The 19,678-nt window shown below is 71.9% G+C and carries 19 protein-coding genes and 1 pseudogene; 7 read left to right on the plus strand and 13 right to left on the minus strand.

What is annotated here, in order from left to right; translation table 11 throughout:
• Nucleotides 1-31: 31 nt before the first annotated feature.
• Nucleotides 32-562: pseudogene (locus AB0C22_RS29385) on the minus strand (flavin reductase family protein); the annotation flags it as partial.
• Between AB0C22_RS29385 and AB0C22_RS29390 the strand changes: the two are divergent.
• Entirely contained in the window at nt 451-1,299 is an 849-nt protein-coding gene (locus tag AB0C22_RS29390; RefSeq protein WP_357538159.1) for a DUF5753 domain-containing protein, read from the plus strand. The pseudogene AB0C22_RS29385 and the gene AB0C22_RS29390 sit on opposite strands and share 112 nt — an antisense overlap.
• Nucleotides 1,296-1,496: a DUF397 domain-containing protein gene (locus AB0C22_RS29395; protein WP_357538160.1), complete on the plus strand. Its 201-nt coding sequence runs from the start codon at nt 1,296-1,298 to the stop codon at nt 1,494-1,496. Before AB0C22_RS29390 ends, AB0C22_RS29395 begins: the two co-directional genes overlap by 4 nt.
• Nucleotides 1,497-1,509: 13 nt before the next feature.
• Here AB0C22_RS29395 and AB0C22_RS29400 read toward each other — a convergent pair whose 3' ends face one another.
• From AB0C22_RS29400 to AB0C22_RS29420, 5 genes are all read right to left on the minus strand, one after another.
• On the minus strand, nt 1,510-2,028 hold the full coding sequence (locus AB0C22_RS29400; protein ID WP_357538162.1) for an SRPBCC family protein: 519 nt from the start codon (nt 2,026-2,028) through the stop codon (nt 1,510-1,512).
• A complete protein-coding gene (locus AB0C22_RS29405) occupies nt 2,028-3,716 on the minus strand; it encodes an ABC transporter permease (RefSeq protein WP_219465300.1) in 1,689 nt (562 codons plus the stop codon). Before AB0C22_RS29405 ends, AB0C22_RS29400 begins: the two co-directional genes overlap by 1 nt.
• A complete protein-coding gene (locus AB0C22_RS29410; protein WP_208565085.1) occupies nt 3,701-4,465 on the minus strand; it encodes an ABC transporter ATP-binding protein in 765 nt (254 codons plus the stop codon). The genes AB0C22_RS29405 and AB0C22_RS29410 overlap by 16 nt, the downstream gene beginning before the upstream one ends.
• A gap of 157 nt (nt 4,466-4,622) precedes the next feature.
• Nucleotides 4,623-6,263 carry a cation acetate symporter gene (locus AB0C22_RS29415; protein ID WP_357538164.1) on the minus strand — a complete coding sequence of 547 codons (1,641 nt, stop codon included), beginning with the start codon at nt 6,261-6,263 and terminating at the stop codon, nt 4,623-4,625.
• A 1-nt stretch (nt 6,264) separates the two neighbouring features.
• Complete coding sequence (locus AB0C22_RS29420; protein WP_208565788.1) at nt 6,265-6,615, minus strand: hypothetical protein; 351 nt, start codon at nt 6,613-6,615, stop codon at nt 6,265-6,267.
• Nucleotides 6,616-6,935: 320 nt separating this feature from the next.
• On the opposite strand from AB0C22_RS29420, the gene AB0C22_RS29425 reads away from it, so the two are divergent.
• The gene (locus AB0C22_RS29425) at nt 6,936-8,321 is read left to right on the plus strand and encodes a hypothetical protein (protein ID WP_357538166.1); all 1,386 of its coding nucleotides are present in this window, start codon (nt 6,936-6,938) and stop codon (nt 8,319-8,321) included.
• 289 nt (nt 8,322-8,610) lie between these two features.
• Nucleotides 8,611-10,692, plus strand: coding sequence for a choice-of-anchor D domain-containing protein (locus AB0C22_RS29430; RefSeq protein ID WP_357538168.1), 2,082 nt, complete (start codon nt 8,611-8,613; stop codon nt 10,690-10,692).
• Between the two features lie 235 nt (nt 10,693-10,927).
• Here AB0C22_RS29430 and AB0C22_RS29435 read toward each other — a convergent pair whose 3' ends face one another.
• From AB0C22_RS29435 to AB0C22_RS29450, 4 genes are all read right to left on the minus strand, one after another.
• Nucleotides 10,928-11,689 carry a LytTR family DNA-binding domain-containing protein gene (locus AB0C22_RS29435; protein ID WP_088643667.1) on the minus strand — a complete coding sequence of 254 codons (762 nt, stop codon included), beginning with the start codon at nt 11,687-11,689 and terminating at the stop codon, nt 10,928-10,930.
• Between the two features lie 17 nt (nt 11,690-11,706).
• Nucleotides 11,707-12,930: a histidine kinase gene (locus AB0C22_RS29440; RefSeq protein ID WP_208565080.1), complete on the minus strand. Its 1,224-nt coding sequence runs from the start codon at nt 12,928-12,930 to the stop codon at nt 11,707-11,709.
• 40 nt (nt 12,931-12,970) lie between these two features.
• Nucleotides 12,971-14,482: a sugar transferase gene (locus AB0C22_RS29445; protein ID WP_219465297.1), complete on the minus strand. Its 1,512-nt coding sequence runs from the start codon at nt 14,480-14,482 to the stop codon at nt 12,971-12,973.
• Between the two features lie 328 nt (nt 14,483-14,810).
• Entirely contained in the window at nt 14,811-15,671 is an 861-nt protein-coding gene (locus tag AB0C22_RS29450; protein ID WP_357538171.1) for a DNA-formamidopyrimidine glycosylase family protein, read from the minus strand.
• 136 nt (nt 15,672-15,807) lie between these two features.
• Between AB0C22_RS29450 and AB0C22_RS29455 the strand changes: the two genes are divergently transcribed.
• From AB0C22_RS29455 to AB0C22_RS29465, 3 genes are all read left to right on the plus strand, one after another.
• On the plus strand, nt 15,808-17,082 hold the full coding sequence (locus AB0C22_RS29455) for a glycosyltransferase (RefSeq protein WP_357538173.1): 1,275 nt from the start codon (nt 15,808-15,810) through the stop codon (nt 17,080-17,082).
• Between the two features lie 79 nt (nt 17,083-17,161).
• Complete coding sequence (locus tag AB0C22_RS29460; RefSeq protein ID WP_308290950.1) at nt 17,162-17,446, plus strand: type II toxin-antitoxin system Phd/YefM family antitoxin; 285 nt, start codon at nt 17,162-17,164, stop codon at nt 17,444-17,446.
• Nucleotides 17,443-17,835 (plus strand): type II toxin-antitoxin system VapC family toxin, encoded by a 393-nt coding sequence (locus AB0C22_RS29465; RefSeq protein WP_219465291.1) that lies wholly within the window; start codon nt 17,443-17,445, stop codon nt 17,833-17,835. The genes AB0C22_RS29460 and AB0C22_RS29465 overlap by 4 nt, the downstream gene beginning before the upstream one ends.
• A gap of 229 nt (nt 17,836-18,064) precedes the next feature.
• On the opposite strand, the gene AB0C22_RS29470 is transcribed toward AB0C22_RS29465, so the two are convergent.
• From AB0C22_RS29470 to AB0C22_RS29480, 3 genes are read right to left on the minus strand one after another with little or no spacing between them, the layout of a single operon-like run.
• Complete coding sequence (locus AB0C22_RS29470; protein ID WP_308290949.1) at nt 18,065-19,264, minus strand: helix-turn-helix domain-containing protein; 1,200 nt, start codon at nt 19,262-19,264, stop codon at nt 18,065-18,067.
• On the minus strand, nt 19,251-19,421 hold the full coding sequence (locus AB0C22_RS29475; RefSeq protein WP_219465289.1) for a hypothetical protein: 171 nt from the start codon (nt 19,419-19,421) through the stop codon (nt 19,251-19,253). The genes AB0C22_RS29470 and AB0C22_RS29475 overlap by 14 nt, the downstream gene beginning before the upstream one ends.
• Nucleotides 19,418-19,639, minus strand: a complete 222-nt coding sequence (locus AB0C22_RS29480) for a hypothetical protein (protein WP_219465286.1) — start codon at nt 19,637-19,639, stop codon at nt 19,418-19,420. Before AB0C22_RS29480 ends, AB0C22_RS29475 begins: the two co-directional genes overlap by 4 nt.
• Nucleotides 19,640-19,678: the final 39 nt, after the last annotated feature.

The raw sequence follows: 19,678 nt of genomic DNA on the forward strand, positions 1-19,678 counted from the left end.
ATCGGTGACATTGCGACGCCACCCCGCCCGGTCAGGGGAGTTGGTGGTAGCGGCCCCGGTGGTGCAGGAGGGGCGGGGTGTCGGTCAGGATCTCGACCGTTTCGACGGTGGCCTCGACGAGCAGCGCCCAGCCGTACTCCCGGGCGGTGTCCAGGCGGCAGCCGGCCCAGCTCCCGGCGTCGGCGGGCACCGGCCCGTAGGGCGTGTCGGTCCACGTGTCGGTGGCGAACAGGCCGCCCGGCGAGGGGAAGAGCCCGGCGAACCGGTCGGCGAGCTGCCGGTGGGACGGCCCGAGTGGGGCCACCGCGAACCGGCCGGCCTCCTCGATCGCCGCCCAGAGGTCGGCCTCGGGGTCGATCAGGCCGAGCAGCCGGTCCGGCTCCCCCTCGGCGACCAGGGTGGACGACACGGTCAGCCCGGCCGGGCCGGGTGCGGTCCAGAGCGTCACCGGTGCGGCGAGCCGCCCCCGCAGCCGACGGGCCGGCGAGCGTTGCCCGGTCGGCACCGCGAACGGGTCGGTGTGGTGGATCTCGGCACCCGGTTCTGGATTCACGTGAAACATTGTGGCCCCCGCCCCGTCCCGCGTTGCCAGGTCGGGGCGAGAGACGGCCTCGCTTTCATGATCGTCCACGGGTAAACGACTACGACACGCCGGTTCGGTGCCGCTCACGCGTAGACGATCGTCGGACCTTCCCGCCGACCGGGCGCGCGCCCAGAGACCAGGAGGGGGAGCGGGCACCGTCATGGTTCCTGCCCTGGCAGAGCTACGAGGCTCAGGCAACCCGGCTGCGCAACTTCGAGCCGTGTCTGGTGCCCGGGCTGCTCCAGACGGAGGACTACGCGCGGGCCGTCTTCTCGGCCGGCGGGCTCCAGCGCGACGAGCGGGTGGAGGAACTCCTCGCGCTCCGGATGAGCCGACAGGCGGTACTGGGGCGGGACGACCCACCCGAGTGTGTCTTCGTCATCGACGAGAGCGCACTGCGGCGGTCGATCGGTGGGCCGGCGGTGATGGACCGGCAGCTCGGACGGCTACTGGAGGCTGCTGAGCTGCCTCATGTGCGGCTCCATGTGCTGCCGCTCGATGCCGGTGCGCACGTCTCGCTGGGCGGTGGGTTCGTGCTGGCGGAACTGCCCGGGAGCGAGCAGGTCCTGTGTCTGGACAACACCGCCCGAGGGCAGATCGCGGACCATCCGGAGTGGATTCGACTGATGCTACGCAAGTGGGAGAGCCTGCTGGGTGAGGCGCTCGCCGAGCGCGCCTCACTCGATCTGGTCAACAAGCTGAAGGTGACGCCATGACCCCTGACGAGCCGCGCTGGCGGACCTCGTCGCGTTCCGACGACTCCGGCAACTGTGTCGAGGTGGCGGACAATCTGCCCGGGGTGGTGCTGGTCCGGGACAGCAAGGACCGCGCTGGCCCGACGCTCCACTTCACCCCCGACACCTGGCGTTCCTTCGTCGGCACCGTCAGGGTCGGCCGTACCCGCCGCCCGTGACGGCGGTGCGGCGCTAGGGCGTACCCGTGCCGGTGGGTGGAGGGTCGACGGACAGGGCGGCACGGGCGGCGGCCAGCACCTGCGGGTCGGCGCAGCCGGCCGCGTAACCGGCGATCCGGCGGCGGATGTCCCGGGTGAGCAGCCGGACGCCGATCCGGTCGGCGACCGGGCGCAGGAACGCCGGCCGGCAGCGGAAGCTGTACCGCCAGGTGGCGACCGTGTGGCCCGGCTCGGGTGCCGCGGCGAACCGCCAGCCACCGGCGAACATCTCGAAGAACCACGGGCCGCGCACCATCTTCATCCCCACGTTCGTGGGCGGGGCGAAGGAGACGTACTCGCTGATCATCACGAGGCCGTGCCGGGAGCGGGTGAAGGTGCGCACGCCTTTGCCGGGGCGGGTGGCACCGTCGACGAAGTGTTGCTCGCGGACGAACGGGTCCCACCGGTAGCGCACCGGCGCGACGGTCTGCGACACCGCGAATGCCACCTCCGGTGGGACCGCGACGGTGGTGACCGCCTCGACGACCGGCATCAGCGGCGGGGGGTGACGGTCGACAGCAGCTCCGGCATCCGGCGGTCCAGCACGTCCCCGGCCAGGTACGCCCCGAGCAGCGCCGCCCCCACCCCGTACGCCGCGCCGACCGGCAGGGCCAGCCAGAGCCAGACGTCGCCGAGCAGGCCCGCGGCCACCACCATCGGTACGGCGGCAGCCGCCGAGCCGACCATGGACAGCAGGGTGAGCATGCTCTTGGCGACCCCGGAACCGCCGTTCATCGCGAACGGGTTACTCGTCTCCGGCAGCGAGTACGCCCCGAGCACCGAGATGAACCCGTTGATCGCCAATCCCACCCCGTACGAGGCGAGCAGTGCGCCCGCCGCCACCCCGAACCACTCCGGCCGGCCGAGCACCCCGCTGATGATCAGGGAGACGAGACCGAGCATCGGCAGCACGTACACGGAGAAGGCGGTCATCCGGGCGCGCAGTTCCAGCCGACCCGGGACCCCGGCCACGACGTTCGCCGCGTAGGCGCTGCCGTCGAAGCCGAACTGGTTGGCCAGGGTCACCGAGGCGAGCACGCCGACGAAGATCATCGAGATGCTGAGCAGCACCGGCGACGGGTCCCCGGTGGATTCGAAGCCCTCCTGGCCGACGGCGAAGCCCGCGCCACCGAGGTTGACCATCACCGGGACGAAGATCCCGACCACGGCGATGGTGATCAGGTTGGCCCGTCGTCGGGCGTCGCGCCACCAGTAGCGGCACTCGCGGGCCACCAGCGCGCCGAACCGGTCCCGGCGGGCCCAGCCGACCGCGCGGGGGAAGAGTTGGGCGATCGCGCCGCCGGTCGGTGCCTGGCGGGTCTTGGTCGGGGCGGCGCTCGCCGCGCCGACCATCGCCGACTCCAGCGACCGGGACCACCAGAGCAGCAGCGCCCCGATGGTGACCGCGGTGATCAGCAGCTTGACGGGCACCGCCCAGGCCCGGCCCTCGGCCACGTCCAGGCCGATCGTCCAGGGTGCGCCGAACGGGGTCCAGCCGACGATCCGGGCCACCCCGACGAGCCGGTCCCAGTCGGCGGTGCGTACCGCGGCCAGCACCACGAGCTGCAACGGGCCGAGCAGCGCGGCGACCACGGCGAGCAGCACGGCGGCCAGGTCGCGGACCCGGCGGGACCGCAGCATGGTGGCGAATGCGCTGGTCACCGCGCGGCTGGCGGCGACGCAGAGCAGCACCCCGGCGACCACGCCGACGGCGGCGACGACGCCGGCCGCCGCGCCACCGAGCAGCGCGGCGCTGACCACCAGCCCGGCGACCGCGACCAGCACCGCGAACACCGGCACGCTGATCAGCGCCGCCGCGAACAGGCCGGTGACCAGGGTGCGGCGGGACAGCGGCAGCAGGGCGAACCGGGCCGGGTCGAGGGTCTCGTCGACGCCGAAGAAGACCAGTGGCAGCAGCAGCCAGCCGAGGACGAGCACCCCGCCACCGAACGCCGCCGCCATCACCGCGTAGCGGGGTTCGTCGGCGAAGCCGGGGGCGGCGAACATCAGGAAACCGCCGGCCGCGAACCAGAGCCCGACCACCACCCCGACCACGAAGAGCGCGATCCGCCAGCCCTGGCCCCGGAAGTTGTTGCCCATCACCCGCAGCTTGAGCCGGACGAAGTGGCGCGGGGAGACCGGGCGGACCCGCTCGGCGGGTGTGCTCACCGGGACAGCCACGCCAGCTCCTCACCGGTAGCGGTCCGGCCGCCGACGACCTCGACGAAGACGTCCTCCAGGGAACGCTCGCCACGCACCTCGGCGAGGGTGCCGACCCGCTTGATGGTGCCGTCGGCGAGGATCGCCACGTGCGAGCAGAGCCGCTCGACGACCTCCATCACGTGGCTGGAGAAGACGACGGTCCCGCCGCCGACCACGTACCGGTGCAGGATGTCGCGGATCAGCGCCGCCGACACCGGGTCGACCGCCTCGAACGGCTCGTCGAGCACCAGCAGCCGGGGGCCGTGCAGCAGCGCGCAGGCCAGGCCGATCTTCTTCTTCATGCCGGCGGAGTAGTCGACGACCAGGGTCCGGCCGGCGTCGGTGAGGGCCAGCACGTCGAGCAGCTCCGCCGCCCGCTGGTCGACCACCGCCGGGTCCATCCCGCGCAGCAGCCCGTGGTACGCCAGCAGCTCCGCGCCGGTGAGCCGGTCGAACAGCCGGACGCCGTCGGGCATGACGCCGAGCAGCCGTTTCGCCTCGACCGGGTCACCCCAGACGTCGTGCCCGAGCACCCACGCGTTGCCGTGGTCGGGTCGGAGCAGTCCGACGGCCATCGACAGGGTGGTGGTCTTGCCGGCGCCGTTGGGGCCGAGGAGGCCGTAGAACGAGCCGGCGGGGACGGCCAGGTCCACCCCGGCGACCGCCACCTTGCCGTCGAACTGCTTGGCCAGGCCGCGGAGTGCCAGCGCAGGGTGTTCACCAGTCATGTGTCGACCGTATCCGGGCCGGGCGAGTGGCTGCTCCCGCCGGGGGACGATCCGGGCTCATCCCCGAGACGGACGGTCGCGCACGGTGAAGGATCCGAGACGTGACGTGACCGCCCCGTCGATCCTGGCATGACCCCGGACGACCGGGACGAAACGGTCAGGAGCGCAGTGACTCGGGCGTGTGCAGGCGGAGCATGGTGGCCCCGACGTCGACGGGGGTGCGACGGCGGGTCGCCATCGACACGGCGATCATCACGGTGAAGGCGAGCGGCACCGTCCAGGCGGCCGGTTGGGTGGTGAGGGTGGCCGGCCAGCCGGACAACGGGGGGCCGAGCACGGTGACCAGCACCGCGCCGATCGCCGCCCCGCCGCCGACCAGCACCCCGGCCGCCGCACCGAGGTCGGTCAGGCCGCGCCACCAGATGCCGAGCACCAGCAGCGGGCAGAAGCTGGACGCGGCGACGGCGAAGGCCAGCCCGACCACCTGGGAGACGTCCAGCCCGGAGACGTTCAGCGCGAGCACCGCCGGCACCCCGCCGGCGATCACCGTGGCCAGCCGGAAGCCGCGTACCGAGCCGCGTCCCAGCACGTCGGTGGAGATCACCCCGGCGACGCTGGTGAGCAGCCCGGACGAGGTGGACAGGAAGGCGGCGAACGCCCCGGCTGCGACCAGGGCGGCAAGCAGCCGCCCGGTGACGCCGCTGCCGAGCGCCGCCTCGGGAAGCAGCACCACCACCGCGTCGGTCTGCCCGCTGACCAGCAGTTGCGGGGTGTAGATCCGGCCGAGCACGCCGTAGAGGGTGGGTAGCAGATAGAAGACGCCGACCAGCGCCAGCACCACCAGGGTGGTCCGCCGGGCCGACGCGCCGTCGGGGTTGGTGTAGAAGCGCACCAGCACGTGGGGCAGTCCCATGGTGCCGAGGAAGGTCGCCAGGATCAGCGAGTAGGTGGCGAACAGCCCCCGGTCGTCGTCCCCGGCGGCGCTGGGCAGCAGCCAGTCGGCGGCCCCGGTGGCGGCCCCGGACACCTCGGGCACCGGGTCACCGGCGGCGAAGCTGAGCTGGTCGCCGGGGCGTACCTCACGGATGGTGCCGTCGGGGAAGGTGAGGGCCGCGCGGTGCTCGACCACGACGGTGGTCGCGGTGCGGAACGCCGGCCCGTCGGGCGGGGTCACCGCCGGGCGGGCGTCGGCCTGCCACTGCAGGGCCAGGAAGATCGCGGGTACGGCGAGCGCGGTCAGCTTCAGCCAGTACTGGAAGGCCTGGACGAAGGTGATCGCGCGCATCCCGCCGAACGCCACGTTGGTGGTGACCACCGCCGCGACCAGCAGCGCCCCCACCGGGTAGGGCGAGCCGGCCACCGTGGCCAGGGTCAGCCCGGCACCCTGCAACTGCGGCACCAGGTAGAGCCAGCCGATGAAGATGACGAACACGGTGGCCAGGGTGCGCAGCCGGCGGGAGCCGAGCCGCAGCTCGCAGAAGTCGGGCAGGGTGAACGCCCCGGAGCGGCGCAGCGGCGCGGCGACGAAGAGCAGCAGCGCCAGGTAGCCGGCGGCGAAACCGACCGGGTACCAGAGCACGTCGACGCCGTACTTGAGGATCAGCCCGGCGATGCCGAGGAAGCTCGCCGCCGACAGGTACTCCCCGCCGATCGCGGCGGCGTTCCAGGTCGGACTGACCGTCCGGGACGCCACCAGGAAGTCGGAGGTGGTCCGGGCCAGGCGCAGACCGTAGAAGCCGATACCGACGGTGACCAGGGTGACCGCGACGATCGCCGGGACGACGTACCCGTTGCCCATCTCAGCGTTCCGGCCGCTGGACGAGGTCGACGAAGTCCTGTTCGTTGCGTTCGGCGAGCCACACGTACGCCCAGCCGACGGCGATGAGGAACGGGAAGGAGACCACCCCGAGCAGCAGCCAGGGCAGGTTGACCCCGAGCACGGTGACCCGGCCGACCGGGGGTGCGATGGCGAACAGCCAGGGCAGCCCGCCCAGCCCGACCAGCACCAGCAGGCTCAGTCGCAGGGCGAGGGTGAGTTGCGCCCGGACCAGGCCCCGCACCAGCGCCTCACCGACCCGGGTCTGCTGGGCCAACTCGGTGCGGGTGTGGTCGGCCCGGGTGTCCCGACGGGAGACGCCGGCCAGCACGATCCGTACCCGCCCGGTCGGCCGGGCGGCCGGTGGCCCGGGGTCCCGGGGTGTCGGTTCGGGATCGTGGTGGGCGGTCACCCGGGCAGTCTCGCGGGCCCGGCCCGAATGTCAAGTGTCGTCCACCGGGGGGTGTGGACAACCTGTGGACAAGGCGGCCATCCTGTGGACGACAGCGACGGGCCGAGGATGCCGGTGGCATTTCGTGTGATTCGTCCTCACCGGAACGTCACCGGGCGGTCATCTGTATCGGCCTTGCCGGCATTGACCCGGGCCCCTACGCTGGGGCGGCCAATCCTTTCCTCTTCGAACACGGGGTCTCTATGCGCAAAATTCGCACTATCCTCGGCGTCACTCTCGCCGGAGCATGTGCACTGGCCGTGGTGCCGGGTACGGCCTCCGCGGCTCCCGTCTCCGCACCGCTGCAGAAGGCGGCGGCCCTCGACGACGTGACCGGTGCCTACTACCCGGTCGCCCCGGCCCGCCTGCTGGACACCCGTAACGGCACGGGTGCCCCGATCGGCAAGATCGGTGCCGGCAAGAAGGTCGACCTCCAGGTCGCCGGCCGTGGTGGCGTACCGGCCAGCGGCGTCGGCGCGGTCGTGCTGAACGTGACCGTCACCGGTCCCAGCGCCGCCAGCTTCCTCACCGCCTACCCGACCGGTGAGTCCCGCCCCACCGCCTCCTCGGTCAACTTCGCCAAGGGCTGGCTGGGCTCCAACAACGTCACCGTGAAGCTCGGCTCCGGTGGCAAGGTCTCGGTCTTCAACAACAGCGGCTCGACCGACGTGATCGTCGACGTGGTCGGCTTCTACGCGGGCGACAACAGCCTCACCAACCGTGCCGGCGGCCAGTACGAGTGGTACCTGCCGGAGCGCATGTGGGACAGCCGCGAGGACCCGGAGGGTAAGCCCCCGGCGGGTCAGGTGCTGGAATACTCGCTCGACTTCGGCGACGACTACAACCCGCACGTCAAGTCGTTCGTCTTCAACGTCACCGCGGTGTCGCCGGCCAAGTCCGGCTTCCTCACCGCGTGGTCCGGCAAGGGCGCCCGGCCGACCGCTTCGACGGTGAACTACCTCGCCGGCACGAACGTGCCCAACCTGACCTTCGTGCAGACCACCCCCTGCACCGGCAGTGAGCTGAACGGTTGGTGCACCACGGGTGCGCCGAAGTTCCACATCTACACCTCGCAGGCGGCGCACGTCCTGGTCGACCTGGTCGGTGTGGTCGACGACGGTGAGTCCCCGTACGGCATGCGGTTCGCGCCGCTGAGCCCGACCCGGATCGTGGACAGCCGCTCCAACCTGGGTATCTCCGGGGCCATCCCGGCCAACGGCACCCGTAAGGTCACCGCCCCGGGCGCGCTGGTCACGCCCGACACCGAGGTGCTGGCGATGAACGTCACCGCCGTCACCCCGACCAAGAACACGGTCATCACCACCTGGCCGGCCGACCTCGACAGCGTCGAAAAGCCCGCCACGAGCAACCTGAACCCGTACGCGGGCCAGGTCGTCTCCAACGGCGTGCTCGGCGTCATCGGCCCGGAGTACGCGTTCAACGTCAACAACCTGTCCGGCAGCACGCACCTGGTCGCCGACGTGGTGGGCACGTTCTACTACCCGCCGGCGTCCACGGCCAAGTCGGCCACGTCGCTGAAGGGCGGCAAGGCCAAGCCGAGCGCGGTTCCGGCCGCGAACCGGAGCTGACCGACAGCCACCCCGACGGCTGACCGTCAGTCGTCACCCGCAGAGCGCCCCGACCACCCGGTCGGGGCGCTCTCGTGTTTTCCGACGATGAATGGCGGACGCCTGCCATGCAGGGCGAACGAGCTTCGGACACGGTGCCGGTCGTCGATCCGGTAAGGGCGCAATGCCCTTTCTTGGCATTCCGTCGATATGGCCTTGCCGCTCGTGATCACCGCCCATAGTGTGTGGTCCACAATCACTCTTCCTTCTTCACGGGGTATTCATGCGCATTTTTCGCGCTCTACTCGGCATGAGCATTGCCGGGGCCTGTGCGCTGGCCGTACTGCCGGGGATGGCGCTGGCCGCGCCCACCGCGCCGTACACGGTCCTCACCGTCGACGTCGGCGACCAGACCGGCGGCTATCCGATCTACCAGTCCGACGTCTTCGACCGCGACAACTCCACCATCTCCGTGGTCGCGCAGAGCAACGACCGGCTGGCCGTCGATACCAACCGGGCCGGCTCCTACGTGCGACTCAGCATCCAGCCGCCGGCCGGCGAGCAGTGGACCGCCGGTCAGACCTACCAGGCGACCTGGCAGGGCGACGGCGGCACCGCCGCCATGGACCTGGCCTCCGACGGGCGCGGCTGCGGCCACGTCTCCGGCTGGATCAAGGTCCGGCAGGCCGACCGGGACAGCGACACCGGCCGGGTCGACGCCTTCGCCGCCGCGTACGAGTACAGCTGCCGGGACAGCACCAACTACACCGGCACGGTCAGCGGTGAGCTGCGCTGGAACTCGTCCGTGGACTACGCGGTCGCGCACGGCGAGCCCAACCCGGTCAGTTTCAACTACCAAGAGATCGCGGTACCCAGCGCGGCCCGGACGGTGACCTTCCGGTCCGTCGGTAGTGCCCCGGTCACCTTCGGGGCGGCCAGCCTCGGTGGCCCGACGCCCGGGGCGTTCGCCCTGCTCGGCTCGAACTGCACCGGTCGGACGCTGGCCCCGGGCCAGACCTGCACCGTCTCTGTCGCGGCCAACCCGACAAAGGAGGGGGTGCAGCAGGCGAGCCTGCTGCTCGCCGATGACAGCGCCTCCGGCACCCGCCGGGTGCAGTTGGCCGTGGAGGGCTTCCGGGGTGTCACCGGCAGCTACTACCCGCTGACGCCGAAGCGGTTGATGGACACCCGTTCCGGGCTGGGTGCGCCCAAGGCCAAGATCGGCCCGGGTAAGAAGGTCGACCTCCAGGTCACCGGTCGGGGCGGCGTGCCGAGCAGCGGTGTCGGCTCGGTCGTGCTGAACGTGACAGTCGTCGGCCCGACGGCGGGGAGCTTTCTGACTCTCTACCCTGCCGGCCAGAGCCGCCCCACCGCTTCCTCGATCAACTTCGCGAAGTCGTGGCTCGGCTCGAACAGCGTCACCGTTAAGGTGGGCTCGGGCGGCAAGGTGTCGGTCTACAACCACGCCGGGTCGACGGACGTCGTGGTCGACGTGGCGGGCGTCTGGGCGGGAAACAACTCGCTCTCCAGCCGGGGGCCGGGCGGCCAGTACCAGTGGATCAAGCCGTACCGCCTCTACGACACCCGGGACGACGGCGCTCCCCTGCCCGCCACCTACTACATGGAGAGTTGGCTCAGCTTCGGCAACGTCAACGCCAACATCCGGGCGCTCGTCGTCAACATCACCGCCGTCTCGCCCCGCAAGGCCGGCTACCTGACGGCCTGGACCGGGCAGGGGGACGTGCCCACCGCGTCCACGGTCAACTACCCGGCGGGCAAGGTGGTGCCGAACCTCGCGATCGTGGAGACGGTCGAGTGCACCGAGTGCGGTGGCAAGCGGGCCCCGCAGTTCGCGATCTACACCTCGCAGACCACCCACCTGGTGGTGGACGTGGTGGGCGTGATCGACGACGGCACGGTTCCGGACGGCCTGCGGTTCACGCCGATGTCGCCGACCCGGATCGCGGACAGCCGGATCGGCCAGGGCCTGCCGAGCGTGCTCGGGCCGACCGCGGTCGGCAAGGTCACCGCGCCGGCGAGCATGCTGACCCCCAGCACGCAGGTGCTCGCGATGAACGTCACCGCGGTCACCCCGACCAGCAACACCGTGCTCACGGTGTGGCCGGCCGACTCGGCGATGACCCGGCCCACGGCGAGCAACCTCAACCCGGCCGCCGGGCAGACGGTCTCCAACGCGGTGCTGGGCATCCTCGGCCCCACGCAGGGATTCAACGTCTACAACCACTCCGGTAACACACATGTGGTCGCCGATGTGGTCGGCACGCTCTGGGTCTACCCGGGCACGGCCACCCCGCCCACGGGCCGGGCCACGTCCCCCGGCAGCAGGTTCAAGGTGATCGACTCAGGCGTGGGTACCCACTCCCCGCGCTGACCCGCCCCAACGGCGAAGGGCGCCCCGGCCAGACCGGGGCGCCCTTCGCCGTCCCCAGGCCAGGGGGCTGAAGTCGCGGCCTCCCGGGCACTCCGTCACCGACGTCGCGTGTTCCGGGCCGGCAGTCACCGCGACCTCGCCGACAGCGCGGGTTATAGGGGTCGGCCGTCTCCGCGACCTCGCCGACAGCGCGACGATCAGGGCCGGCCGTGCGGTGGCGGCAGCGCGGGCCTGCTCAGCGGTTCCAGTCCTGTTTGGCGGCGCGGACCAGTTTGTCCTTCAGCTCCCGGGTGTGCCGGCGGCTCACCGGCAACTCGGCGGCGTCGATCAGCACCACGTACCCCGAGTTGACCAGGCGCAGCTCCGCGATCAGCCGCAACTGCACCAGGTACGACCGGTGGATGCGCACGAAACCCGCGTCCGCCCAACGTTCGGCGAGGGTGGCCAGCGACACCCGGACCAGGTGCGACCCGTCGGCGGTGTGCAGCCGGGCGTAGTCGCCCTGCGCCTCCACCCAGCGCACCGCCGAGCGGGGCAGCATCCGGGTCGTCCCGGCCAGCTCCACCGGGATGGTCGGGTCCTCCTCGGCGCGGGCCAGCGCCGCCGGATGCGACGGCACCACCCGGGAACCCATCACCCGGCGCAGCGACTCGGCGAGCCGTTCGGCGCGTACCGGCTTGCGGACGTAGTCGGTGGCGCCCAGGTCGAACGCGTCGACCGCCCCGTCGTCGTACGCGGTGACGAAGACGATCGCGGGCGGCCGGGCGAACCGGCGCAGCACCCGGGCCAACTCCATCCCGTCCAGTCCGGGCATCCGGATGTCGAGGAAGACCACGTCCACGTCGGTGTCCCGCAGCACCCGCAACGCCTCGGTGGCGTCCCCGGCCGTGTGCAGCCGGGCCACCCGGGGATCGGCCCGCAGGTGGTACGCCAACTCGTCGAGCGCCGGTGGTTCGTCGTCGACGGCCAGCACCCGCAGGAACCCGGACGCGTTCACCGTGCCGGCCCGCTCGTTCACGCGCCGGCCCGTACGCCCGGGTGGAACTTCGGAATCCGCAGGCTCACCTTCGTACCCGAGCCGGGGCCCGTCTCGACGACCAGGCCGAACCCGTCGCCGAAGACCGAGCGGAGCCGCTCGTCGACGTTGGACAGGCCGACGTGCTGGCCGGGGTCGTCGGTCGGGTCGCTGCCGGCCCGGGTCAGCTCGGCGATCCCTGCGGTCAGCGTGGCCGGGTCCATCCCCACTCCGTCGTCCTCCACCGTGATGTGACACTCGGCACCCGCGTCCCGGGCCTCGATGCTCACCATGCCGGTACCGGGCTTGCGCGACAACCCGTGCCGTACCGCGTTCTCCACCAACGGTTGCAGGCACAGGAACGGCAGGGTCACCGGCAGCACCTCCGGGGCGATCTGCAACCGCACCTGCAACCGGTCACCGAACCGGGCCCGTTCGATGGTCAGATAGCGGTCGATGGAACGCAACTCCTCGGCGAGGGTGGTGAACTCCCCGTGCGCCCGGAAGGAATACCTGGTGAACTCGGCGAACTCCAGGATCAGCTCCCGGGCCCGCTCCGGGTCGGTGCGCACGAACGACCCGATCGCGGTCAACGCGTTGTAGATGAAGTGCGGGCTGATCTGTGCCCGCAACGCCCGGATCTCGGCGCGGGCCAGCCGCTCCCGCGACGAGTCCAGCTCGGCCAGCGAGAGCTGGTTGCCGGCCCAGTGCGCGGTCTCCAGGGTGGCCTGCACCAGGCCCGGCTCGGGTGGCCCGTCGGCCACCGCGACGAGTGCCCCGACCACCCGGCCGTCGGCTGACAGTGGCGCCACCACCGCCCCCCGGACCAGGCAGTCCACCCGGTCGCAGTGCAGCTCCGACTCGCCCAGCACCGTCGACCGGCCGGTTTCGGCCACCCGCCGGGCCGCCGCGAGCAGTTGGTCGCCGTGGTGCCCGCCGCGCCCGTCGAGGGCGAGCAGCGTGTCGGCGTCCGTCAACGCCAGCCCGGCCGCCCCCACCAACGCCCGCAGATGGCGTACGGCCTTCGCCGCGCCCGCCGGGTGCAGCCCGGTACGCAGTGGTTCGGCGGCCAGCCCGGCGGTGTGCAGCACCTCGTAGGTGGCCCGTTGGGTGGCGGTGGCGATGCCCCGTCGACCACGTAGCCGCAGCGCCGCCCAGAGCGCGGCGGCGAGCGCGGTCACCAGCGAGACGACGCCGACCACGGCGGAGAGGTTGCCACCCACCCCGCGATCCTGACCTGTCCGGGCCGCCACGCCAAGGGGTTCAGTACGCGCCCTTGCGGGCCAGCACCACACCGACCGTGCGCCACAGGATGCTCAGGTCGTACGCCAGCGACCAGTTGTCGACGTAGTAGAGGTCGAGCCGGACCGCCTCGTCCCAGGACAGGTCGGAGCGGCCGGAGACCTGCCACAGCCCGGTCATCCCGGGACGGACCAGCAGCCGACGCCGTACGTCGCCGAGGAAGTCGCCGTCGTCGGCGGGCAGCGGACGCGGCCCCACCAGCGACATCTCCCCCCACAGCACGTTGATCAGCTGGGGCAGCTCGTCCAGCGAGGAGGCCCGCAGGAAACGGCCCACCGGGAACACCCGGGGGTCCTGCTTCATCTTGAACAACATGCCGTCGGTCTCGTTCTGGTCGACCAGGCCGGCCAGTCGTTCCTCGGCGTTGACGTACATGGTGCGGAACTTCCAGACCCGGAATGTCCGCCCCTCGTGGCCGACCCGGGGCTGGCGGAAGAAGACCGGCCCGGGGTCGGAGAGCCGGATGGCCAGCCCGACGGCGAGGAAGACCGGCACCAGCAGCAGCAGGCCCAGCCCGGCGGCGACCCGGTCCATCAGGTTCTTGGCCAGCAGCGCCGGCCCGGACAGGGTCGGCTCCTCCACGTGCAGCAGCGGCAGGCCCTCGATCGGGCGGATGTGCACCCGGGGGCCGGCGATGTCGGTGAGCTGCGGGGCGACCACCAGGTCGACACCGGAGCCTTCCAGCTGCCAGGCCAGCCGGCGCAGCTCACCCGGCTCGGCGCTGGCCGAGCCGCAGACCGCGATGGTGTCCCCGCCGACCTCCCGGACCAGGGCCAGCACGTCCCGCCCGGCGTACACCGGGACGGGGGTCTCGATGCCCCGGGCGGCGGCGTACCCGTCGGTGATGTGGATGGCCACCGGCACCAGGCCGGCGCTCGGGTTGCGGGTGACCGCGATGTAGACCTCCAGGCACTCCGGCAGGGTGCCCACCAGCACCATCCGGTGCCCGGCGTGCCCGGCCCGACCCCGGATGCGGTGCAGCACGAACCGCGCGGTGATCCGGAAGAGGAGGACCAGCACCAAGGCCCCGGCGAGGGCGAACCCCACCGTGTAACGCGAGAGGTCGGTCTTGGTGGCGAACGCGACGAACGAGACGGTCGCGGCGACCGCGACACCACCCCGGATGACCCGCTTGTATTCCTCCGGGCCGAGTCCGAGGTAACGCCGGTCGTAGGCCCGGTTGCCCCAGAGGGCCACCAACCAGCCGAGCGGCACCAGCAGGAAGACCACCGTGTAGAACCAGGTCGGGTCCGCCTGCGCGTTGTAGAAGCCCGCGCGTGCCTGGCCGAATGCCTCCTGGGCGACCCAGTCCGCCAACACCACGGCGGCGAAGTCGAGCAGCAACAGCGCGGCGATGTACGGGCGGTGCCAGCGGGACACCCGGCGTCGGGCGCGAGCCCAGGCCGACCGGGGCACCCCGTTGTGTGACGGCGGTGTCGGCGGCTGGATCTCGAAGCTGTCCACGTGCCGCACGAGTCTGCTCCGGCCTGTGTTGGTTACCGGGCGCTGGAGGCTTGTCGTCACCTCAACCCATGTCCTCCCGCATGACACGCGCCGCTCACTCGCCGTGAGGGGCCCGGGTCGCCCACCGTTCCAGTCTCCCACGCTGGCGGCGGGTCAAACGCGGAGCCGGGGGGCTTTGCGTCTGGGGTCGCCAACGAGGAACCGGCCGACTTCACGTCAGTTTTCGAAGCCGGGGACCGAGCCACTATACCGATGGACGGCCACCGGGGTAGAGCGCGGACGGGGAGGTTCCACGCGCCGCAGGCGATACCTCTCCGTAACAATGGCGGGTTGTGACTCAGCGTACGAGGCGGGACAACCGACGGTCAGCGAGCGGTTTGCCGCCGGTCTGACACGTCGGGCAGTACTGGAGGCTGGAGTCGGCGAACGACACTTCCCGCACCGTGTCGCCACAGACCGGGCAGGGCAGCCCGGTGCGGGCGTGCACCTTCAGTCCGGAGCGTTTCTCGCCTTTCAGCTCCGCCGCCCGGTGCCCGGCGGAGCGGCGTACCGCCTCGCCGAGCACCGCCCGGGTGGCCGCGTGCAGGGTGGCGAGCTGGTCGTCGGTGAGCCGGTCGGTGATCGCGAACGGGGACAGCTTCGCCGCGTGCAGGATCTCGTCGGAGTACGCGTTGCCGACCCCGGCCAGCACCGCCTGGTCGGTCAGCACCCCCTTGACCTGCCCCCGTCGGCTGCGTAGCCGTTCGGTAAAGGTGGCCAGGTCGGCGTCGAGCGCGTCCGGCCCGAGCTTGGCGACCCCGGGGACCTGCGCCGGGTCGGTCACCAGGTAGGCGGCCAGCTTCTTCTGGGTGCCGGCCTCGGTGAGGTCGAACCCGGAGCCGTCGTCGAGGCGTACCCGCAGGGCGATCGGACCTTTGCCGGGGCGCAGCGGAGTGGTCGACGGGAACGCCTCGCGGTAGTGCAGCCAGCCGGCGCGGGCCAGGTGCACCACCAGGTGCAGGTCACCGTCGAAGATCACGTCGAGGTACTTGCCGTGTCGCCGGGCGTCCACGACCGCCTGGCCCGACACCGCCGTGGGCGCCGGGTCGTACGTCTTGAGGGCGTTGATCGCGGCGACCTCGACCCGGTCGACGCGTCGCCCCACGGCACGCTCACGTAGGTAGCCGGCGAGCGCTTCCACCTCCGGTAGTTCGGGCATCACATCACGGTAGCCTTCCTTCCCGTGAGCGCGAGGAATGAGCTTGCGAGTCCCTGCCGTGAGTGCGAGGAGTGAGCTTGCGAGCCCCGCAGTCGCGAGCAGAAACCGGCACAGTCGCGAACGAAGGACAAGCTCTGTGAGAATCGTGGTGGCGCACAACCGGTACCGGGAAGCCCAGCCGTCGGGTGAGAACACGATGGTGGACTCGGAGATCGGGCAGCTCACCGCCGCCGGGGTCGAGGTGTTGCCGTTCATCCGCAGCTCGGATGAGATCCCGTCGATGCCGAAGTCGGCCAAGGCGCTGCTGCCGATCTCACCGATTTACGCCCCGCGCGCCCAGCAGGAGCTGTCCCGGCTGCTCACCGAGCACCGGCCGGACGTGCTGCACCTGCACAACCCGTACCCGCTGCTGTCGCCGTGGGTGGTGCGGACCGCGCACAAGCACGGGGTGCCGGTGGTGCAGACGGTGCACAACTACCGGCAGGTCTGCTCGTCGGGGATCTATTTCCGCGACGGCGTCATCTGCCAGGACTGCAAGGGCCGGGCGCTGGCCGTGCCGTCGATCGTGCACCGCTGCTACCGCGACTCGCGGGCGCAGAGCGCGCTGATGGCGGCCACCCTGGCCGTGCACCGGGGCACCTGGCGTTCGGTGGACCGGTTCATCGCGCTCACCTCGGCCATCGCCGACCACCTGACCGACTACGGCATCCCGGCCGAGCGGATCGTGGTCAAGCCCAACGCGGTGCCCGACCCGGGTGCACCTACCCCGCTCGGCGACGGCTTTCTCTTCCTGGCCCGGCTGACCCCGGAGAAGGGTGTCGACCTGCTGTTGGACGCGTGGCGGCGGCACCCGGTGGGCAGCCTCGGCACGCTGCGGGTGGCCGGTGACGGTGAGCTGCGCCCGCTGGTCGAGGCCGCCGCCGCCGAGCGCGCCGACGTCGTCTACCTGGGCCAACTCGACCGGGACGGGGTACGCGCCGCCGTCGAGGCGAGTGCCGTGGTGATCGCCGCCTCGATGTGGCACGACGTGCTGCCCACCGTGATCATCGAGGCGTTGGCCAGTGGACGGCCGGTGCTCGGTACCGCGCTCGGCGGCATCCCGTACCTGGTCGGCGCGGACGCCCCGCACGAGCCCGCCGGCACCGGCCCGGCCGCGGTCGCCTCGGCGGTCGCCGGTCACGCCCCGCCGCCGGCCGGTCCGCCGGCGGTCCCGGCCGGCCTACTCGGCGGCACCGCCGGCTGGGTGGTCCCGCCGGACCCGGCCGCGCTGGCCGCCGCGCTTCCGGTCGCGCGGGCCGGTGCCGCGCTGCTGTCCGCCCCGGCCCGGCTGCGGTACGAGCAGACCTTCCATCCGGACGTGGTCCTCAAGCGGCACCTGGCCATCTACGCCTCCCTCACCCGCGCCAACTGACTCCGATCGCGCGGCGTGCAGGCAAGCGGCCAGCCGTGTAGGTACAATGATGGCGTTGTCGGCACAAGGGAGGCGTGTTGTGAGCACCGTTTCCGTGCGTGAGTTCTCCTACAACCCGAGCGCGATGTTCGCCCGGGTCGAGCGGGGCGAGTCGATCGAGGTGACGCGGCACGGCAGCGTGATCGCCGTCCTGCTGCCGGGTTCAGGGACACTCGGCAGATACGCGTCCCTGGTGGCCAAAGGCGCGATCCGCCTCAAGGCGACCACCACGAGCGATCTCGATCGGTTGCCCCGTTACGACGTGCCGTCCGACGTGTCGCCTCTCGATCTGCTCCTGGCAGACCGTGAGGACGATGATCGGTGATCTACCTCGACTCGTCCGCCTTGATCACGCTGCTCTCCGGCCGCACCCACGTGACGCAGCTGAAGGAGTTTCTGGCAGACCGGGCCGGCATGCCGATGGCGACCAGCTCTGTCGGGTTCGTCGAGACGGTACGCACCCTCGACCGGATCGGAGACTATCCGGACGCCATGCAGATGCTGGCTCGTAACTTCACCGAGATCCTGTTGACCGAGGAGGTCCGGGATTCCGCAGCAGCGCTTCCTGCCGGGATTCGAACATTGGACGCATTGCACGTGGCAAGCGCCCAGATCCTTGGCGATGCGCTCGACGTGCTGGTCACATACGACAAGCGGATGGCGGATATCGCCGCCTCGGTGGGCCTGCCGGTGGCGGCTCCCGGCACCGATTAGCCAGTCTGCATTCCTGGCCGGGCGGAGCCGGCTTGCCGGCCAGGGTTTTCCCGGCAGGCAGCGGCGGCGGCGAGGACGTCGCGGGCGGCGGCCGACACCCGGCAGTCCGCGACCCGGCAGACCCGGCAGCGGCCATCCGGGTCGGGCCGGTGGTCGCGGAGGACCGCGCGGGCGGTGAGGACCAGCCGATTGCGGATCTGCGCCAACGACAGGTGAGGCGCGGTCATGGTCAGGTCACCCCGAGGGCGGCGGCGAGCGTGACGATCGTGGCCGGGGCGTGCGGGGCGCGGGCCACCTGGCCGAGCACTTCCCGGGCGGCGGGCCGGTGGCGTACCTCGGCGGGTGCCATCCGGTCGGCGTCGGCCAGCACCCGGCCCGCGTTGGTCGGGTCGTCGGCCTGGAGGTAGGCGCGGGCCGCATCGATCAGGTGCGCCGCCCGGTGCTCCAGTGGCAGCCACCGCCAGGCGTCCCGCCGGGTCGTCTGCTCGTGCCAGGCCACCGCCTCACCCGCGTGGCCCAGCTCCAGGGCGGCGGCGGTACGGGCGAGGTCGACCGCCGTCGGCCCGAACGCGGTCCGGTGGTGGTCGTGGCCCTCACCGACCTGCGCGGCCATCCCGGCGGCCTCGTCGAGGAGGTCGGCGACGGCCCGGTCGTCACCCAGGCGGGCCGCCCCCAGCGCGGCCTGCACCAGCAGCGCCCCGCACAACGACAACTCACCAGGGCCACCATCGCCGGGTCCGAGCAGGGCGATCCGGTACGCGCCAGCGAGCGCCGCCGACTGCGCCGCCCGGGCCCGCCCCGACGCGCGGAACACCTGGCCGAGCTGCACCGTGGCGGCGGCCACCAGCAGGGGATCGCCGGCACCGGTGGCCATGGACCGATCGGCGGCCAGCCAGCCCAGGTCGGCCTCGCCGAGCTTCACCAGCAGCGCGGCGGCGAGCCGGTACACCTCCACCAGCAGCGGGCGGCTCCGCTCGTGATCGTCGGCGGCGACCCGTTGCACGCCGGCCAGCAGACCAGGCAGGACGGTGGTCACCTGCGGGTACCGGGCATGCTGGAACTGCACCCAGGCGTGCCCGACGTCCCGCACCACTCGGTCGGCCGGCGCCGCCGGGCGGGTCGCCGGGCGACCGAGCGCTATGTCGTACGTCGACAGGGCCTCCCGGATCCGCTCCACCCCTTCGATCCGGGCGGTCGTCGTGGCGGGTCGGGCGTCCCGGCCGAGCAGCACGGCGGTGTCGATCCGTAGCACGGCGGCGATGTCCCGCAACGTCGACATTTTGTCCAGCGACCGGACACCCCGCTCGACCTTGTCGACCCAGGATTTCGACCGGCCGAGCCGATCGGCGAACACCTGCTGCGACAGTTTCCGGCGCCCCCGCCAGTACGCCACCCGCCGGCCGACCGGCAGCAGCTCACTGCTGTCCACGACGCCACCGCCGGTCCGGCACCGCCCGGGTGGTCTCCTCGGCCGGTATCCGCTCCGCCTCGGCCTGGGCGAGGATCCGTTGCCGGGCCGCCTCGCGTTCCGCCGCCTGGATCTGCTCGCCCCGGTCGTCGTGGTCGGGCCCGCGCCGCGCCGTCACGACCAGCACCCCGCCCGGTATTCCCCCGCCAGCGTCAACAGCGGCCGTTCCGGCAGGTCGGGCACCCGCGCCACCCCTGTCACCCGGTACGCCGCGACGCGCTCGGCGTGGTTCGTCGCCGGCCGGAGCCGGTCGAGCGGGTTCACCCGACGACGCCCGAACGGCCAGAGCTTCGCCAGCAGACCAGAGCGCGTCAGATGCTTCGCATGCCGAGCCATGGGGGGACCTCCGAGTCGTAGTTGCTTCCATACAGAGAG

Source organism: Micromonospora sp. NPDC048894 (assembly GCF_040649765.1).
Lineage (GTDB): Bacteria > Actinomycetota > Actinomycetes > Mycobacteriales > Micromonosporaceae > Micromonospora > Micromonospora antibiotica.